This window comes from Janibacter sp. Y6 (assembly GCF_040900765.1).
GTDB lineage: Bacteria > Actinomycetota > Actinomycetes > Actinomycetales > Dermatophilaceae > Marihabitans > Marihabitans melonis.
On the sequence record NZ_JAKLYZ010000001.1, the window covers coordinates 589,052 to 604,621 of the forward strand.

11 protein-coding genes are annotated in these 15,570 nt (G+C 71.6%); 2 read left to right on the forward strand and 9 right to left on the reverse strand.

Going from position 1 to position 15,570, the window contains the following annotated elements:
- Positions 1-107 precede the first annotated feature (107 nt).
- Positions 108-1,319, forward strand: coding sequence for an MFS transporter (locus tag L6241_RS02760; RefSeq protein ID WP_368244701.1), 1,212 nt, complete (start codon positions 108-110; stop codon positions 1,317-1,319).
- A 314-nt stretch (positions 1,320-1,633) separates the two neighbouring features.
- Here L6241_RS02760 and L6241_RS02765 read toward each other — a convergent pair whose 3' ends face one another.
- The 3 genes from L6241_RS02765 to dnaE all read right to left on the reverse strand — a co-directional run bounded on the left by L6241_RS02765 (position 1,634) and on the right by dnaE (position 9,329).
- Positions 1,634-3,415 (reverse strand): bifunctional UDP-sugar hydrolase/5'-nucleotidase, encoded by a 1,782-nt coding sequence (locus L6241_RS02765; RefSeq protein WP_368244703.1) that lies wholly within the window; start codon positions 3,413-3,415, stop codon positions 1,634-1,636.
- A gap of 170 nt (positions 3,416-3,585) precedes the next feature.
- Complete coding sequence (locus L6241_RS02770; protein WP_368244705.1) at positions 3,586-5,736, reverse strand: S9 family peptidase; 2,151 nt, start codon at positions 5,734-5,736, stop codon at positions 3,586-3,588.
- On the reverse strand, positions 5,733-9,329 hold the full coding sequence (gene dnaE / locus L6241_RS02775; protein WP_123093393.1) for a DNA polymerase III subunit alpha: 3,597 nt from the start codon (positions 9,327-9,329) through the stop codon (positions 5,733-5,735). The genes L6241_RS02770 and dnaE overlap by 4 nt, the downstream gene beginning before the upstream one ends.
- Positions 9,330-9,490: 161 nt before the next feature.
- Between dnaE and L6241_RS02780 the strand changes: the two genes are divergently transcribed.
- The gene (locus L6241_RS02780; RefSeq protein ID WP_229299105.1) at positions 9,491-11,041 is read left to right on the forward strand and encodes an AMP-binding protein; all 1,551 of its coding nucleotides are present in this window, start codon (positions 9,491-9,493) and stop codon (positions 11,039-11,041) included.
- 37 nt (positions 11,042-11,078) lie between these two features.
- Here L6241_RS02780 and L6241_RS02785 read toward each other — a convergent pair whose 3' ends face one another.
- From L6241_RS02785 to L6241_RS02810, 6 genes are all read right to left on the reverse strand, one after another.
- Entirely contained in the window at positions 11,079-12,014 is a 936-nt protein-coding gene (locus L6241_RS02785; protein ID WP_191562857.1) for an RluA family pseudouridine synthase, read from the reverse strand.
- Positions 12,007-12,702 carry a signal peptidase II gene (lspA, locus tag L6241_RS02790; protein ID WP_368244708.1) on the reverse strand — a complete coding sequence of 232 codons (696 nt, stop codon included), beginning with the start codon at positions 12,700-12,702 and terminating at the stop codon, positions 12,007-12,009. The genes L6241_RS02785 and lspA overlap by 8 nt, the downstream gene beginning before the upstream one ends.
- Positions 12,675-13,211: a TraR/DksA family transcriptional regulator gene (locus tag L6241_RS02795; RefSeq protein WP_368244710.1), complete on the reverse strand. Its 537-nt coding sequence runs from the start codon at positions 13,209-13,211 to the stop codon at positions 12,675-12,677. The genes lspA and L6241_RS02795 overlap by 28 nt, the downstream gene beginning before the upstream one ends.
- 192 nt (positions 13,212-13,403) lie before the next feature.
- A complete protein-coding gene (locus tag L6241_RS02800; protein WP_368244712.1) occupies positions 13,404-14,573 on the reverse strand; it encodes a DivIVA domain-containing protein in 1,170 nt (389 codons plus the stop codon).
- Positions 14,574-14,638: 65 nt separating this feature from the next.
- Complete coding sequence (locus tag L6241_RS02805) at positions 14,639-14,914, reverse strand: YggT family protein (protein ID WP_068275066.1); 276 nt, start codon at positions 14,912-14,914, stop codon at positions 14,639-14,641.
- A 116-nt stretch (positions 14,915-15,030) separates the two neighbouring features.
- On the reverse strand, positions 15,031-15,510 hold the full coding sequence (locus L6241_RS02810) for a cell division protein SepF (protein ID WP_068275063.1): 480 nt from the start codon (positions 15,508-15,510) through the stop codon (positions 15,031-15,033).
- Positions 15,511-15,570: the final 60 nt, after the last annotated feature.

Consider the following 15,570-nt stretch of genomic DNA (forward strand, 5'->3'; position numbering starts at 1 on the left):
CGCCTCGTCGCACCTCGACCGGACGAGCCAGAGCGCCACGATTCGTCGGTCGTGGCGGGGGCGGGGCATGATGGACGGCTGCCCACCCACTCGGAAGGACCCCTTCGATGCTCGACGCCCCGGCGCACGCCGGCGAGCCCACGCCCGACACCGCACCGGCGACCCGTGTCGCCACCCTGCCCGGCATGCCCGCCCTGCTCGTCGCCACCCTGCTCGGCTTCGCCGGCTTCTCCGTGCTGCTGCCCACGGCCCCGCTGTGGGCCGTGCGCGGCGGGGCCGACGTCGGCGGTGCCGGGCTCGTCAACGGCGTCGCGCTGCTGTGCACCGTCCTCACCCAGCCCGTCGTCCCCCGTCTCCTGCGCCGTCTCGGGTGGGGCCGGGTGCTCGCCGTCGGGCTGCTCCTCATGGGCGTCCCGTCGCTGCTCCACCTCACCTCGGACGCGCTCGCGCCCACCCTGGCCCTGTCCGCCGTGCGCGGCGCGGGCTTCGGCGTGCTCACCGTCACCGGCAGCGCCGCCGTCGCCGAGCTCATCGACGCCGCCCGCCGCGGTCGCGCGGTCGGGCTCTACGGCCTGGCCATCGCGCTGCCGCAGGTCGTCCTGCTCCCCCTGTCGCCATGGCTCGCCGACCGGGTCGGGTTCACGCCCGTCTTCGTCCTCGCCGCCGCGCCGGTCCTCGCGATCCCCGCCGCGCTCGACCTGGGTCGTCACCTCGACGGACGCCCGAGCGCGACCGCGAGCGAGGAGCACGCCCGCGTCGACCTGCGCACGGTCGTCCTGCCGCTGCTGCCGCCCATGCTCGTCCTCACCGGCATCACCCTCGCCGGCGGCGCCGTGCTGTCCTTCGCCCCGCAGATGCTCGACGAGGCCGCGCTCGTCACCCTCGCGCTCGTCGTCGTCACCGCCACCTCGGCCCTCGCCCGCTGGCGCGTCGGGGCGCTCGCCGACCGCTACGGCGCACGACGCTTCGTCGCCCCGCTCGTCGTCGTCGGCGCGCTCGGCAGCCTGCTCATCGCGCTCTCGCTCGACGGCCCCTCGGTGCCCCTGCTCGTCCTCGGCTCCGCAGCCCTCGGCATGGCGTACGGCGGTCTGCAGAACCTCACCCTCGTCCTGTCCTTCGCCGCGGTGCACCGCCGGCACTACGGCACGACCAGTGCCGTGTGGAACGTCGGCTTCGACCTCGGCACCGGCGTCGGCTCCGTCCTCGTCGGCTCGCTCGCCGCGGGCCTGGACTTCGAGCGTGCGCTCCTCGTCACCGCCGCGATCACCGCGCTCACCCTGCCGCTCTCCCTCGTCCGCTCGAGGCGTCCGGCCGGCTGAGACGCGCCCTTCGAGGCTCGTCGCAGAGCTCCTCGCACCTCAGGGAGCGAGGTCCGGCTGACCGCAGAGCTCCTCGCACCTCAGGGAGCGAAGCTCGGGTGACCCCAGAGCTCCTCGCACCTCAGGGAGCGAGGACGGGTGACCCCAGAGCTCTTCGCACCTTAGGGAGCGAGGGTCGGCTGACCGCCGAGCTCCTCGCACCTCAGGGAGCGAGGGTCGGGTGACCCCAGAGCTCCTCGCACCTCAGGGAGCGAGATTCGACGAAGGGGTGGTCCCGCCAGCCGGCGGGACCACCCCTTCGCGCTCGTCGTGGCTCAGAGGCCGGCGACGCGGTCCTCCGGCGCGGTGAGGCCGGGGTTGGCCTGCAGGTAGCGCACGAGGTTCTCGAGGTCCTCGGGACCACCGGTGAGGTTGGTCGCGTCCTCGAAGGCGGTGAAGTCGTCGCCGCCCTCGGCGAGGAAGCTCAGGGTCGCGACGCGGTAGGTCTTCGCCGGGTCGATCGCCGTGCCGTCGAGCTCCATGCCGGAGACCTTCGACCCCTCGGCCTGGGTGTCGTCCCACGTGTAGCTGAAGCCCTCGGAGACGCCGAGCGCGAGGTACTTGCGGCCGCGGGTCGGCACGTACTGCTGCTCGAGCACCGCCTTGATCTGCGCGCCGGTCATGTCGACCGTGACGAGCAGGTTGCCGAAGGGGGCGACCTTGTAGGCCTCCTCGTAGGTGATCTCGCCGACCTGCTCACCGTTGGTGATCGTGCTGCGGGCGAAGGACGAGCGGACGCCGCCGACGTTCATCATCGCGATCTGGGCGCCACCGCGCTCGGGGGCCTGGGTGCCCCAGAGGATCGAGTCGGCGACGAGGTCGGCCATCGGGGTCTCGATGCCGCGGTTGCCGCTCGCGTCGCCGGTGATGTCCTCGGCGACGGTGCCGACGACCTTCGCGCGCTCGGGGCCGGCGCGGTCGATCCACTTGTCGAGGATCGCCTGGACGCCGGGGTCGGCGGTGGTGCTGCGGACGTTGAGGTGGTTCGTCGCGCGGCTCGACTTCTTCACGACGTCGCCGGTCTTGAGGTCGACGAGGAGGCGCATCTGGTTGAAGGCGCGGCCCCAGTCACCGGAGGCGACGACCGGGCGCTGCCCGCCCTTCCAGTCGGTGAGCGAGCAGTTGAAGGACGAGTGGGTGTGGCCGGTGACGATGCCGTCGACCCGCGAGTTGATCCGGCGGTTGAGCTCGACGACGGGGCCGGAGAGGTTCTCGCACTGGTCGATCGTGCCGTCCTGGCTGCCGCCCTCGTGCATGAGCACGACGATGGTCTCGACGTCCTTGGCGTTGCTCAGCCAGCTCGCCGCGGAGTTGACCTTCGCCGCGATCTCGTCGAAGCGGATCGAGGAGACGCCGCCGGGCGAGACGAGGCTCGGGGTCTCGGGGGTGACGACGCCGATGAAGCCGACCTTGACGCCGTTGACCGTCTGCACGGACGTGCCGGGCAGGATCTTGCGGCCGTTCTTCGTGTTCGTCACGTTGCTCGCGAGGTACTCCATGTCGGCGCCCGGGTAGGGCTTGCCGGGGAAGTACGTGCCGTCCTTGGGGTGCGCCCCGCCGTGCTGGATGCGCAGCAGCTCGTTGGTGCCCTCGTCGAACTCGTGGTTGCCCACGGCCGAGGCCTTGACGTCCATCTCGTCGAGGACCTCGATGGTCGGCTCGTCGTGGAAGAGACCTGACAGGAAGGTCGAGCCGCCGATGTTGTCGCCGGCCGAGACGGTGATGCCGTTGCTGCCCTTGCGCGCCTTGATGTTCGCCGCGAGGTGGGCGACGCCGCCGACCGGGGTCTGGGTCGGGTCGACCTCGGGCGCGAGCGCCGGGTCGTTGGCCTCGAGGTGCCCGTGGAAGTCGCTGAAGGAGAAGATGTTGACGTAGCGCCAGCGGTCGCCCCAGGCGCTCGGGGCGGCGGCCGTGGTGTCGGCAGCAGGGGCTGCGGCGGGGGCAGCCGGGGCGGCCGGGGCCGCCGACGGGGTGGCCGCGGCGGTCGGCAGGCCGGCCGCCAGAGCCAGGGCGAGGGTGGCAGGCAGGCCGACGGCCAGACGCTTCGTGTGCTTCATGCGAGAGGTCTCCTGGAGATGGGGGTGGCGTGGCTCGAGAGCCGTCGCCATTGTGTCGCCCCCGTCAAGAGGTCCGGGCCTGATCTGCGCAGATGCCCCGACCGTTCAGCGGATCGTCATGGTCTCGAGGCTCCTGCGTCGCACCTCGACCAGCGAGGTTCGCGCTCCGGTCACCCCGCCGTCGGGCCCTGACGACGCTGCGTCGCACCGACCTGGTCGAGCACCCATGCCCACTCCCACGCGGTCTGCTCCCATGCGGCGTAGCGACCGGAGCGCCCGCCGTGACCGGCGACCATCTCGGTGCGCAGCAGCACCGGGCGCTCCTGCGGGTCGTTGGTCACGACCTCGCGCAGCCGGGCGACCCACTTCGCGGGCTCGGTGAAGGAGACCCGGGTGTCGTTGAGCGAGGTCGTCGCGAGGACGGCCGGGTACTCGACGGCGCGCACGCCCTCGTACGGGCTGTACGAGCGCATGTACGCGTAGACCTCGGGGTCGGCGAGCGGGTTGCCCCACTCGTCCCACTCCCCCACGGTGAGCGGCAGGTCCGGGCGCAGGATCGTCGTCAGCGCGTCGACGAAGGGGACGGCGGCGAGCACCGCGCGGAAGCGCTCGGGCGCGAGGTTGGCAGCGGCCCCGACGAGCAGACCGCCGGCGGACCCCCCTTCGGCCGCGAGCCGGTCACGGGCCACCCAGCCGCGGTCGTGGAGGTGCTCCGCGCAGGCGACGAAGTCGGTGAAGGTGTTGCGCTTGGTCGCCAGGCGGCCGTCCTCGTACCAGGCGCGCCCCATCTCGCCGCCGCCGCGCACATGGGCGACGGCGTAGACGACGCCGCGGTCGAGCAGCGACAGGCGGGCGGTCGAGAAGTAGGGGTCCATCGACAGCTCGTAGCTGCCGTAGCCGTAGAGCAGGCCCGGGTTGGTGCCGTCGGCCTGGGTGCCGCGGCGCATGACGAGCGAGAGCGGCACCGGTGTGCCGTCGGGGGCGGTGACCCACTCACGGCGCTGCTCGTAGTCGGCGAGGTCGACGCCGAGCACCGGGTGCTGCTTGTGCACGACCTGCTCGCCGGTCGCGACGACGACGTCGAGGATCGTGCGCGGGCTCACCCACGACTCGTGGCTGACCCGGATACGGTCGGCGTCGGGGTCGGCCGCGCCGAGCGCGGACACGGTGGCCATCGGGTCGTCGCCGACGACGACGTCGCGACCGGTGCCGTAGTCCCCCGCGGCGAAGGGGGCGGAGCGCCCGGTCCGGGGCAGGATGCGGGCGGCGGGGACGCCGTCGCGGCGCAGGGTGAGCACGGCGAAGTCGTCGTAGGCGTCGACGCCGAGGAAGCGCTCGCCGTCGGCGCGGTCGAGCAGCGGGCTCCACTGCTCGTGGCTCGTCGCGTCGAGGGGGGCCCAGGCGAGGTCCCACTCGCGCTGGCGCTCGTTGTGCAGGACGAGGAGGTGGTCGGCCGCGGGCTCGACGTCGTACTCGACGCCCTCGCGCCGGGGGGAGACGCAGCGCATCGGGGCGGTGACGTCGGTCGCGTCGAGCAGGTGCACCTCGCTCGTCGTGCGGCTGCCGAGACCGAGGACGACCCACCGGTCGTCGCGGCTGCGGTCGACGCCCATCCAGAAGCGCTCGTCGTCCTCGCGGTGCAGCAGCACGTCGTCGGCGGGGTCGCCGCCGACCTCGTGGCGCCACAGCTCGTGCGGGCGCCACGCGTCGTCGACGCGCACGTAGAAGACATGGGCCCCGTCACGCGAGAAGACGGCGCCGTAGCCGATGCCTCGGACGGAGTCGTCGAGCACCGCGCCGGTCGTGAGGTCGAGCACCGTGAGGTCGAAGCGCTCGTCGCCGCTGACGTCGACGGAGTACGCGAGCCGGTCGTGGTCGGCGCTGATCTCGTAGGCGCCGACGGCGAGGTACTCGTGCCCCTCGGCGAGCGCGTTGTCGTCGAGGAGCACCTGCTCGCCGGGCAACGGGTGCTCGGGGTCGAGCGCCGGCACGACCGCGCGGTCGGCCAGCGGCGCGCGGCAGTGGATGCCGTACTGCTGCCCCTCGCGGGTGCGGGTGTAGTACCACCACGGGCCGGCGGCCACCGGTACGGACAGGTCGGTCTCGAGCGTGCGGGAGCGGATCTCCTCGACGAGCTCCGAGCGAAGGGGGGCCAGGTGCGCGGTGCGCTCCTCGGCGTAGGCGTTCTCGGCCTCGAGGTGGGCGACGACGGCCGGGTCCTGCGCGTCGCGGAGCCACTCGAAGGGGTCCTCGAAGACCTCGCCGTGGTGCTCGCGTCGCGTCGGCCGGTGCGGGGCGACCGGCGGCTGCACGGTGCTCATGCCGACACCGCCCGGGGGCCGAGGAGGACCTTGAGGTCGGCGACCAGCGCCTCGGAGACGTCGACGCGCCACTCGGGGTCGACCGCCATCGTCACCGACCGACCGGGCTGGACGAGCTTGAGGTGGACCTCGGTCGAGCCGGGGTGCTGGCCGAGGACCTCCTTGATCTGCTCGACCCGGGCCGAGGTCGCCCGGCGCAGGTCCATCGTCAGCGTCACCGGGCCCCGAGGTCCGTCGGTGAGCTCGGGCAGGGTGAGGTCCTCGGCGAAGATCGACACCGAGTCGTCGCGGGTGTTGACCCGGCCGCGCACGACGGCGACGACGTCCTGCGTGAGCATCGTCTGCACCGTCATGTACGTGCGGGGGAAGAAGAGGCACTCGATGGAGCCGCCGAGGTCCTCGACCTGGGCGACGGCCCACAGCTCGCCGCGCTTGTTGCGCTTGACTGACAGGTTCGTCACGAGCCCGGCGATCGTCACCATGCCCTTGCGCTCCTCGGAGGACTCGGACTGCGTGAGCGAGGTGATCGAGGTGTCCGCGGCGCGCTGCAGCACGTGCTCGATGCCGAAGAGCGGGTGGTCGCTGACGTAGAGGCCGAGCATGTCGCGCTCGTTGCTCAGCTTCGCCTGCTTGTCCCACTCGACCTCGGGCACGGGACGCAGACCCATGCCCTCGATGCCGCCGGCCTCGCCCTCGTCGTCGCCGCCGAGGAGGTCCCACAGGCTGTCCTGGCCGACGGCCTCCTGGCGCTTGACCGAGACGAAGGCGTCGACGTACTCCTCGTGGACCATGACGAGCCCCTGGCGGGGGTGACCGAGGTCGTCGAAGGCTCCCGCCTTGATGAGCGACTCGATGGTGCGCTTGTTGCACACGACGGCCGGGCACTTGGCGAGGAAGTCGTCGAAGGACGTGAAGCGCCCCTTCTCCTCGCGCGCGGTGATGATCGCCTCGACGACGTTGCGCCCGACGTTGCGGATCGCGTCGAGACCGAAGCGGATGTCCTCGCCGACCGCGGCGAAGCGCCCGACGGACTCGTTGACCGAGGGCGGCAGGACCTTGATGCCCATCCGGCGGCACTCGCCGAGGTAGAGCGCGGACTTGTCCTTGTCGTCGCCGACCGAGGTGAGCAGCCCGGCCATGTACTCAGCCGGGTAGTTGGCCTTGAGGTATGCCGTCCAGTACGAGACGAGGCCGTAGGCGGCGGTGTGCGCCTTGTTGAAGGCGTAGTCGGAGAAGGGCACGAGGACGCCCCACAGGGCGGCGACGGAGGCCTCGTTGTACCCGTTGGCCTTCATGCCCTCGGAGAAGGGGACGTACTCCTTGTCGAGCACCTCCTTCTTCTTCTTGCCCATCGCGCGGCGCAGCAGGTCGGCGTTGCCGAGCGTGTAGCCGGCGAGCTTCTGGGCGATCTCCATGACCTGCTCCTGGTAGATGACCAGGCCGTAGGTCATCGACAGGATCGGGTCGAGCGCCTCGACCATCTCGGGCTGGAGCTTGCCCTTGAGCTGGGGGTCGAGCGGGACGATCTCCTGCTTGCCGTTCTTGCGCAGCGCGAAGTTCGTGTGCGCGTTGACGCCCATCGGGCCCGGCCGGTAGAGCGCGAGCGCGGCGGAGATGTCCTCGAAGTTGTCCGGCTGCATGAGCCGCAGCAGGGTGCGCATGCCCCCGCCGTCGAGCTGGAAGACGCCGAGGGTGTCGCCGCGCGAGAGCAGCGCGTACGTCGCCGGGTCGGTCATGTCCTTGCTCAGCGCGTCGAGGTCGATGACCTCGCCGCGGTTCATCTGCACGTTCTCGAGCGCGTCGTCGAGGATCGTGAGGTTGCGCAGGCCGAGGAAGTCCATCTTGACCAGGCCGAGGTTCTCGCAGCTCGGGTAGTCGAACTGCGTGATGACCTGGCCGTCCTGGAGACGGCGCATGATGGGGATGACGTCGATGAGCGGCTCGCTGGACATGATGACGCCAGCGGCGTGCACGCCCCACTGGCGCTTCAGCCCCTCGAGGCCCCGGGCGGTCTCGACGACCTCCTGGAGGTGCTTCTCGCCGGCGACGAGGTCGCGGAACTCCTGGCCCTCGGCGTAGCGGTCGTGGCTCTCGTCGTACATCTTCGACAGCGGCACGCCCTTGCCCATGACGTCGGCCGGCATCGCCTTCGTCAGCTGCTCGCCGACGGAGAAGGGGTGGCCCATGACCCGGGCGGCGTCCTTGACCGCCTGCTTGGCCTTGATCGTGCCGTAGGTGACGATCTGGGCGACCCGCTCGTCGCCGTACTTCTCGGTGACGTAGCGGATGACCTCGCCGCGCCGGCGCTCGTCGAAGTCGATGTCGAAGTCGGGCATCGACGCGCGCTCGGGGTTCAGGAAGCGCTCGAAGATCAGGCCGTGCGGGATGGGGTCGAGGTCGGTGATGCCCATCGCGTACGCGCACATCGAGCCCGCGCCCGAGCCTCGGCCGGGGCCGACCCGGATGCCGTTGCGCTTGGCCCAGTTGATGAAGTCGGCGACGACGAGGAAGTAGCCGGCGTAGCCCTTGCCCGCGATGACGTCGATCTCGTAGTCGGCCTGCTGGCGGGCGTAGTCGGGCACGCCCTCGGGGAAGCGCCGGGCCAGGCCGGTCGCGACCTCGGAGATGAACCAGCTCTGCTCGCTCTCGCCGGGCGGGCAGTCGAAGCGGGGCATGTAGCGCCCCTCGCCCTCGGTGAAGGAGACCTCGCACATGTCGGCGACGAGCATCGTGTTGTCGCAGGCCTGGGGCAGCTCGCGCCACAGGTGACGCATCTCGGCCGGCGACTTGATGTAGTAGCCGTCGCCCTCGAAGGAGAAGCGACCCGGGTCGAGCAGCGTCGACCCGGAGTTGATGCACAGCAGCGCGTCGTGCGCGACGGAGTCGCCCTGGCGCACGTAGTGCAGGTCGTTGGTGGCCAGGAGCGGCAGGTCGAGGTCCTTGGCCAGGCGCAGGAGGTCCTCGCGCACCCGGCGCTCGATCTCGACCCCGTGGTCCATGAGCTCGAGGAAGTAGTGCTCGCGCCCGAAGATGTCGCGGAACTCCGAGGCGGCCTCGACGGCCTTGTCGTACTGGCCCAGGCGCAGCCGGGTCTGGACCTCGCCGGACGGGCAGCCGGTCGTCGCGACGAGCCCGTCGCCGTACCGGCCGAGCAGCTCGCGGTCGAGCCGGGGCCACTTCGCGTAGACCTGATCCAGCGAGGCCTGGGAGCCCATCCGGAAGAGGTTGGACAGGCCCTGGTTGTTGCGGGCGAGGATCGTCATGTGGGTGTACGCGCCGCCGCCGGAGACGTCGTCGCCGGGCCGGGTGCGCTCGTTGCCCCACTTGACGCGGGTCTTGTCGGTACGGTGCGTGCCGGGCGCGACGTAGGCCTCGAGGCCGATGATCGGCTTGACCCCGTGCTTGACGCCCTTGCTCCAGAACTCGTAGGCGCCGAAGAGGTAGCCGTGGTCGGTCGTCGCAATGGCCGGCATGCCCATCTCGGCGGCCACCTCGAACATCTCGTCGATCCGCGCCGCACCGTCGAGCATCGAGTACTCGGTGTGGTTGTGGAGGTGGACGAAGTTCTTCTCGCGGGGCAGCAGCTCGGACATCGCTGTCGATCCTACGGCCGCTCGCCGACAGCCCCGAGCCGTCCGTCGGACATCCGCCACGATCCCGTGCGGCGAGCGGTCGGCGGGGCTAGCGTCAGGGTGTCCACGGCACCCGTCGCCGCACCCCGGTGACCTCGACCACCCCTTCGGGAGGGCTCACGATGCGCGTCCCCTTCAGCGTCAACCACTTCATCGACCGGGCCGCCCTCGTCTACGGCGACCGGGTGGCGGTCGTCGACGAGCCGGCCCAGCCCGCTCCCCCGCTCGAGGACGTCACCTACGCCCGGATGCGGCGCCTGGCGCACGCCCAGGCGGCCCATCTCGACTCGCTGGGCCTCGAGGTCGGCGACCGGGTCGCCGTCGTCTCGCACAACTCCGCCCGCCTGCTCACGAGCTTCTTCGGGGTGTGCGGCTCGGGCCGCGTCCTCGTGCCGGTGAACTTCCGCCTCGCGCTCGAGGAGGTCCAGTACATCGTCGGCCACAGCGGGGCCCGGGTCGTCTACGTCGACCCCGAGCTGCGCGACCAGCTCGCCGACCTCGAGGCCGAGCACGTCTTCGTCCTCGGCGAGGACGAGCACCTCTTCGGAGACGCGCCGCTCGAGGGCGACCCGCCGCAGCCGCGCCCCTGGGAGCCCGACGAGGACGCGACGGCGACGATCAACTACACCTCGGGCACGACGGCCCGCCCGAAGGGGGTCCAGATCACCCATCGCAACATCTGGACCAACGCGGTGACCTTCGCCATGCACATCGGGGCGGGCGACCGCGACGTCTACCTCCACACCCTGCCGATGTTCCACGCCAACGGGTGGGGCATGCCCTTCGCGATGACGGGCGTCGGCGCCCGCCACGTCGTCATCCGCAAGATCGACGGCGCCGAGATCCTGCGCCGGGTCCGCGACGAAGGGGTGAGCGTCATGTGCGCCGCGCCGGCCGTCGTCGCCTCGGTCCTCGCCGCCGCCCAGGACTGGGAGGGCGAGATCCCCGGCCGCGGGCGGGTGCGCATCGTCGTCGCCGGCGCCCCGCCGCCCACGACGACCGTGGCGCGCGTCGAGACCGAGCTGGGCTGGGAGCTCATCCAGATCTACGGGCTCACCGAGACCTCTCCCCTGCTCACCGTCAACCGCACCCGCGCGGAGTGGGACGACCTCGACCCGCAGGAGCGCGCAGCGCGGCTCGTGCGCGCCGGGGCGCCCGCCCTCGGCGTCGAGCTCGACGTCTCCCCCGAGGGCGAGGTCCTCGCCCGGGCGAACCAGGTGATGGAGGGCTACTGGGAGCAGCCGCAGGAGAGCGCGGCGGCTCTCGAGGACGGGTGGTTCCACACCGGCGACGGCGGCACGCTCGAGGACGGCTACCTGACGATCAGCGACCGCAAGAAGGACGTCATCATCACCGGCGGCGAGAACGTCTCCTCGATCGAGGTCGAGGACGTCCTCTTCGCCCACCCCGCGGTCACCGAGGTCGCCGTCATCGGCGTGCCCGACGAGCGGTGGGGCGAGACGATCAAGGCCCTCGTCGTCCTCGACCCCGACCACGACGAGGAGGTCACCGAGGCCGAGCTCATCGCGTGGTGCAAGGGCAAGGCCGCGGGCTACAAGGCCCCGACGTCGGTGGAGTTCCGCGACGAGCTCGCCCGCACGGCGACCGGCAAGCTGCAGAAGTTCAAGCTCCGCGCCCAGTACTGGCAGGGCCGCGACCGCCAGGTCAACTGACCTCTGCTCCCGACCGGGCCGGGCGGGCCCGACCGGCTCAGCGCAGCTCGCGGAGCCGGTCGAGGGCCACCTGGAGGTCCTCGGGGTAGGTGCTCTCGTAGTGCACGTACTCGCCGGTCCCCGGGTGGGTGAAGCCCAGGCCCATCGCGTGCAGCCACTGGCGCTCGAGCCCGAGCCGGCGGCCGAGCGTCGGGTCGGCGCCGTACAGCGGGTCGCCGACGCACGGGTGGCGCAGCGCGGCCATGTGGACGCGGATCTGGTGAGTGCGGCCGGTCTCGAGGTGCACCTCGACGAGCGACGCGTGCCGGTGGGCCTCGAGCAGCTCGTAGTGCGTGATCGCGTGCTTGCCGGAGTCCATGACGGCGAACTTGTAGTCGTGCCCGGGGTGGCGGCCGATCGGTGCGTCGACCGTGCCGACGTGCGGGTCGGGCAGGCCCTGGACGAGCGCGTGGTAGGTCTTGTCGACCGTGCGCTCCTTGAAGGCCCGCTTGAGCACCGAGTACGCGTACTCGCTCTTGCACACGACCATCAGGCCCGAGGTGCCGACGTCGAGACGGCTGACGATGCCCTGGCGCTCGCTCGCGCCGCTCGTCGTGATGCGGTAGCCGGCCGCGGCCAGACCTCCGAGCACCGTCGGACCGGTCCAGCCCACGCTCGGGTGGGCGGCGACCCCGACGGGCTTGTCGACGACGACGATGTCGTCGTCGTCGTGGACGACGCGCATGCCCGGGACGGGCTCGGCGACGACCTCGACGCGCGGCATCTCCTGCGGGCTCGGCAGGCTCACCTCGAGGTGGCTGCCGTCGTGGACCCGCTCGGACTTGCCGACGGCGGAGCCGTCGAGCACGACGTGGCCCTCCGCGGCGAGCTCGGCGGCCTTGGTCCGGCTCACGCCGAAGAGACGCGCCACGGCGGCGTCGACCCGCTCGCCGGCCAGGCCCTCCGGCACGAGGACGTTGCGCACGTCAGGCATCTCGCTCCCCCTTCGTCTGCTCCTGGGCCGGCTCGGCGGCCGGTCTCTCCTGCGTCTCGTCCTCGGCGTCGTCGGCGTCCTCGTCACGGGCGTGCCGGCCGGCGCGCACGCCGTCTAGCCCCACCCCGGTGAAGGTCAGCCACACGACGACGACCGCGCCGAGCACGATCGCGATGTCGGCGACGTTGCCGACGAAGAGCCCGCCGTAGTCGATGAAGTCGATGACGTGGCCGCGGCCCGGTCCGGGCTCGCGGAAGAAGCGGTCGGAGAGGTTGCCCAGCGAGCCGCCGAGGAGCAGCCCGAGGGCGGCGGTCCAGCGCGGGCTCGCCGCGCGCCAGGCGGCGACGACGACGGCGATCGTGATCGCGACGGCCAGGGCGGTCATGACGACCGTCGAGGAGTCACCGATCGAGAAGGCCGCGCCGGGGTTGCGGATGAGCCGCAGGCGCAGGACGTCGCCGACGAGGGGCACGACGTGCCCGTCGTCGAGCGAGCCCAGCGCCCACACCTTGCTCGCCTGGTCGAGCCCGAGGGTCACCAGGGCGAGCACGGCGAAGGGGGCAAGGGTCGCCCGGGTCCGCGGTCGCAGTCGTGCCCCGCTCGCGTCGTCGGGAGCGCCGTCAGCGGCGCCCCCGTCGGCTGCGGGGTCGGTGGGAGGGGTCAGCGTCGTTCCTGCTTCGTCTTGCATGTCACGCACAGGGTCGCACGTGGGTAGGCCTGGAGGCGAAGCTTGCCGATCGCGTTGCCGCAGGACTCGCACCGACCGTAGGTCCCGTCGTCGATCCGCTCGAGGGCGTGGAGGTTCTGGATGAGCATCGCCCGGGTGTTGTTGGCCAGGGTGACCTCCTGCTCGCGCTCGAAGGTCTTCGCCCCTGCGTCCGCCTGGTCGTCGCCCGACCCGTCGGCGTGGTCGCGCATGAGGTCGACGAGGTCGTGCTCGGCGGTCTCGATCTCCGTGCGCAGGCGGGTGACCTCGTCGTCGATCTCCTTGCGCACGGCCTTGAGCTCGGCCTTGGTCCACGCGGCCTCGTCGTCGCGCACGACGAGCGTGGGGGCGACGTCGCCGGCCTTGGAGCGGGTCCGGGTGCTCGTCGTCGTGGCCGCCGACTCCTCGGCGGACTTCTTCGCCGCGCTCTTCTTCGCGGTCTTCTTCGTCGCAGGGGTCTTCGCCGCGGCGGTGGTGCTCGACCTGGCCATGTCCGTCCTCAGCTGGCACGGCCCGCCGATCGCGGGCCGAAGGTGGCCTGAGGATAGACGCCCCAGGGACGCAGCGGCCACCGCAGGGCCCGCCCTGTCCGGTGTCGGCGCAGGACAGCACGACGGGGGTGAGCGCGACCTGCGCGCTCACCCCCGTCGTCGTGGAGCCGTGGTGCCCTCTCGGGCGCCGGGTCAGCCCTGCGTCTGCGCCGGGCGCTCGGTCGTCCCGACGGTGTCGAGCTCGGCGAGCTGGCCCGAGATGTAGTCCTTGAGCCGCGAGCGGTAGTCCTTCTCGAAGGTCTTGAGGTCCGCGATCTGCTTCTCGACCTCGGTCTTGCGCTGCTCGAGGTCGCCGAGAATGCGCTTCTTCTTCTCCTCGGCCTCCGCGACCATGCCCTGGCTCTTGCTCGTGGCGTCGCCGATGAGCTTGTCGCGCTGCGAGGTGCCCTCGCCGACGAGCTTCTCGTTCTCGGCCTTGCCGCGCGAGAGCAGGTCGTCGTGCTGGGTCTGGCCCTTCGTCACGAGCTCGTCGTGACGCGCCTGGCCCTGGCCGACGAGCTCCTCGAACTTCGCCTTCGCCTCGGCGACGAGCTTGTCGTGCTGGGACTGGCCCTCGGCGACGTGCTCGTCGTGCAGGCGCTGAGCGAGCGCGATGAGACCGCTGGCCCCACCACCGGTGGCGGCACCACCGGCGAAGGCAGCGGCCTGGTCACCCTGGCCGGGAGCCGCGGCGGGCGCTGGCGCCTGCTGGGCGGCCTGGGCCTTCGCCTCGGCCTCGGCGGCGGCGCGCTCGGCGGCCTCGCGGCGGCGCTGGGCGTCCTCCTGGGCCTTCTTGGCGTCGGCCTCCGCCTTCTTCGCGTCGGCCTCGGCCTTGGCGATGCGCTCCTGGGCGGCCTTCTCGGCCTCCTCCGCGCGGGCGGTGACGGTGCTGACGCGCTCGTCGGCACCGCGCTTGGCGGCGGCGGCCTGCTCGTCGCGCGACTGGGACTCGCGCCCCTGCTGCTCCTCGAGCGCCTTGACGCGCGCCTCGGCCTCGCTCGCGCGCTTCTGCGCGTCGGCGAGGGCGCTCTGCTCCTTCTCCAGACGGGCCTTGAGCTCGTCGTTGCGCCGCATGAGCGCGTCGCGCTCCTTGACGGCCTGGCCGGAGTCACCGGCCGGGGCGGGCGCGGCCGCGGCGGACGTCGTCGCCGGGGCGTCGCCGTCCTGGACGCGGGCCCGCAGGTCCTCGCCGTCCTTGACCATGCGGCGCATCTCGGCGACCACCTCGTCGAGGAAGTCGTCCACCTCGCGCTCGTCGTAACCCCGTCGGAACTGGGTCTGGGTGAACGTCTTGTTGAGGACGTCCTCAGGCGTCAGCGCCATCTCTTCTCCTCGTTGCACGGACACGTGAGACGCCTGTCGCTCCCGCGAGCAGGCATCGAGTCACCCTAGATGATACGCAGCAGGATCGAGACACCGAGGATGAGCACGAGGAAGGCGAGGTCGAGCTGGACGCCGCCGAGACGCAGCGGCGGGATGACCTTGCGGATGGCCTTGAGCGGCGGGTCGGTGATCGAGTAGACGACCTCGGCGACGACGAGGACGATCCCGCGGGGCCGCCACTCGCGGGCGAAGACCTGGATCCAGTCGAAGATCAGCCGCCCGATGAGCACGAGGAAGAAGGCGTACAGCACGAGGTGGACGACGGCCCGGATCAGCTCCATGAGCCCTATCTAAACCTGCCGACCTGCGAGCTCCCCGCACCGGGTACGACACGCGACGCCCGGCTCCTCGTCGGACGAGGGGCCGGGCGTCGGGCGGGACGGCGAGCGGTGCGCGGTCAGCTCTGGTTGAAGAGGTTGCGCGCGGCAGGCTCGTCGGCCCCCTCCGCGGCGACCTCGATGTGCTCCGGCGAGAGCAGGAAGACCTTGTTCGTCACGCGCTCGATCGACCCGTGGAGGCCGAAGACGAGCCCCGCGGCGAAGTCGACGAGACGCTTGGCGTCGGAGTCGTCCATGTCGCTGAGGTTCATGATGACCGGCACGTCGTCGCGGAAGCTCTCGCCGATGGCTCGGGCGTCGTTGTACGTGCGCGGGTGGATGGTCGTGATGCGGTTGAGCTGGCCCACAGGCACCTCCCGGACGGCAGCGGCGTGGTCGTGGCGCTCGACGGGGCGCAGCCGGGTCACCTCGGCGCGGGGCGCCTCCTCGACCTCGTCATAGCTCTCGTCCGCCTCGTCGACGTACTGGTCCTCGTAGTCGTCGTAGCGCTTCTGATCCTCGGCCAGGCCGAGGTACACCATCGCGTCACGCAGTCCCATGTCTCTACTTCCTTGCCTGCAGCCTCACGGGGCCGCTCCACTCGCCGGTCGTGACCGAAG

Bases quoted from the DNA above. Each gene is read 5' to 3' on its own strand.
- L6241_RS02795 (WP_368244710.1), bottom strand. From the start codon at position 13,211: ATGGCCAGGTCGAGCACCACCGCCGCGGCGAAGACCCCTGCGACGAAG.
- L6241_RS02760 (WP_368244701.1), top strand. From the start codon at position 108: ATGCTCGACGCCCCGGCGCACGCCGGCGAGCCCACGCCCGACACCGCA.
- L6241_RS02805 (WP_068275066.1), bottom strand. From the start codon at position 14,914: ATGGAGCTGATCCGGGCCGTCGTCCACCTCGTGCTGTACGCCTTCTTC.
- L6241_RS02770 (WP_368244705.1), bottom strand. From the start codon at position 5,736: ATGAGCACCGTGCAGCCGCCGGTCGCCCCGCACCGGCCGACGCGACGC.
- L6241_RS02810 (WP_068275063.1), bottom strand. From the start codon at position 15,510: ATGGGACTGCGTGACGCGATGGTGTACCTCGGCCTGGCCGAGGATCAG.
- dnaE (WP_123093393.1), bottom strand. From the start codon at position 9,329: ATGTCCGAGCTGCTGCCCCGCGAGAAGAACTTCGTCCACCTCCACAAC.
- L6241_RS02765 (WP_368244703.1), bottom strand. From the start codon at position 3,415: ATGAAGCACACGAAGCGTCTGGCCGTCGGCCTGCCTGCCACCCTCGCC.
- L6241_RS02780 (WP_229299105.1), top strand. From the start codon at position 9,491: ATGCGCGTCCCCTTCAGCGTCAACCACTTCATCGACCGGGCCGCCCTC.
- L6241_RS02800 (WP_368244712.1), bottom strand. From the start codon at position 14,573: ATGGCGCTGACGCCTGAGGACGTCCTCAACAAGACGTTCACCCAGACC.
- lspA (WP_368244708.1), bottom strand. From the start codon at position 12,702: ATGCAAGACGAAGCAGGAACGACGCTGACCCCTCCCACCGACCCCGCA.
- L6241_RS02785 (WP_191562857.1), bottom strand. From the start codon at position 12,014: ATGCCTGACGTGCGCAACGTCCTCGTGCCGGAGGGCCTGGCCGGCGAG.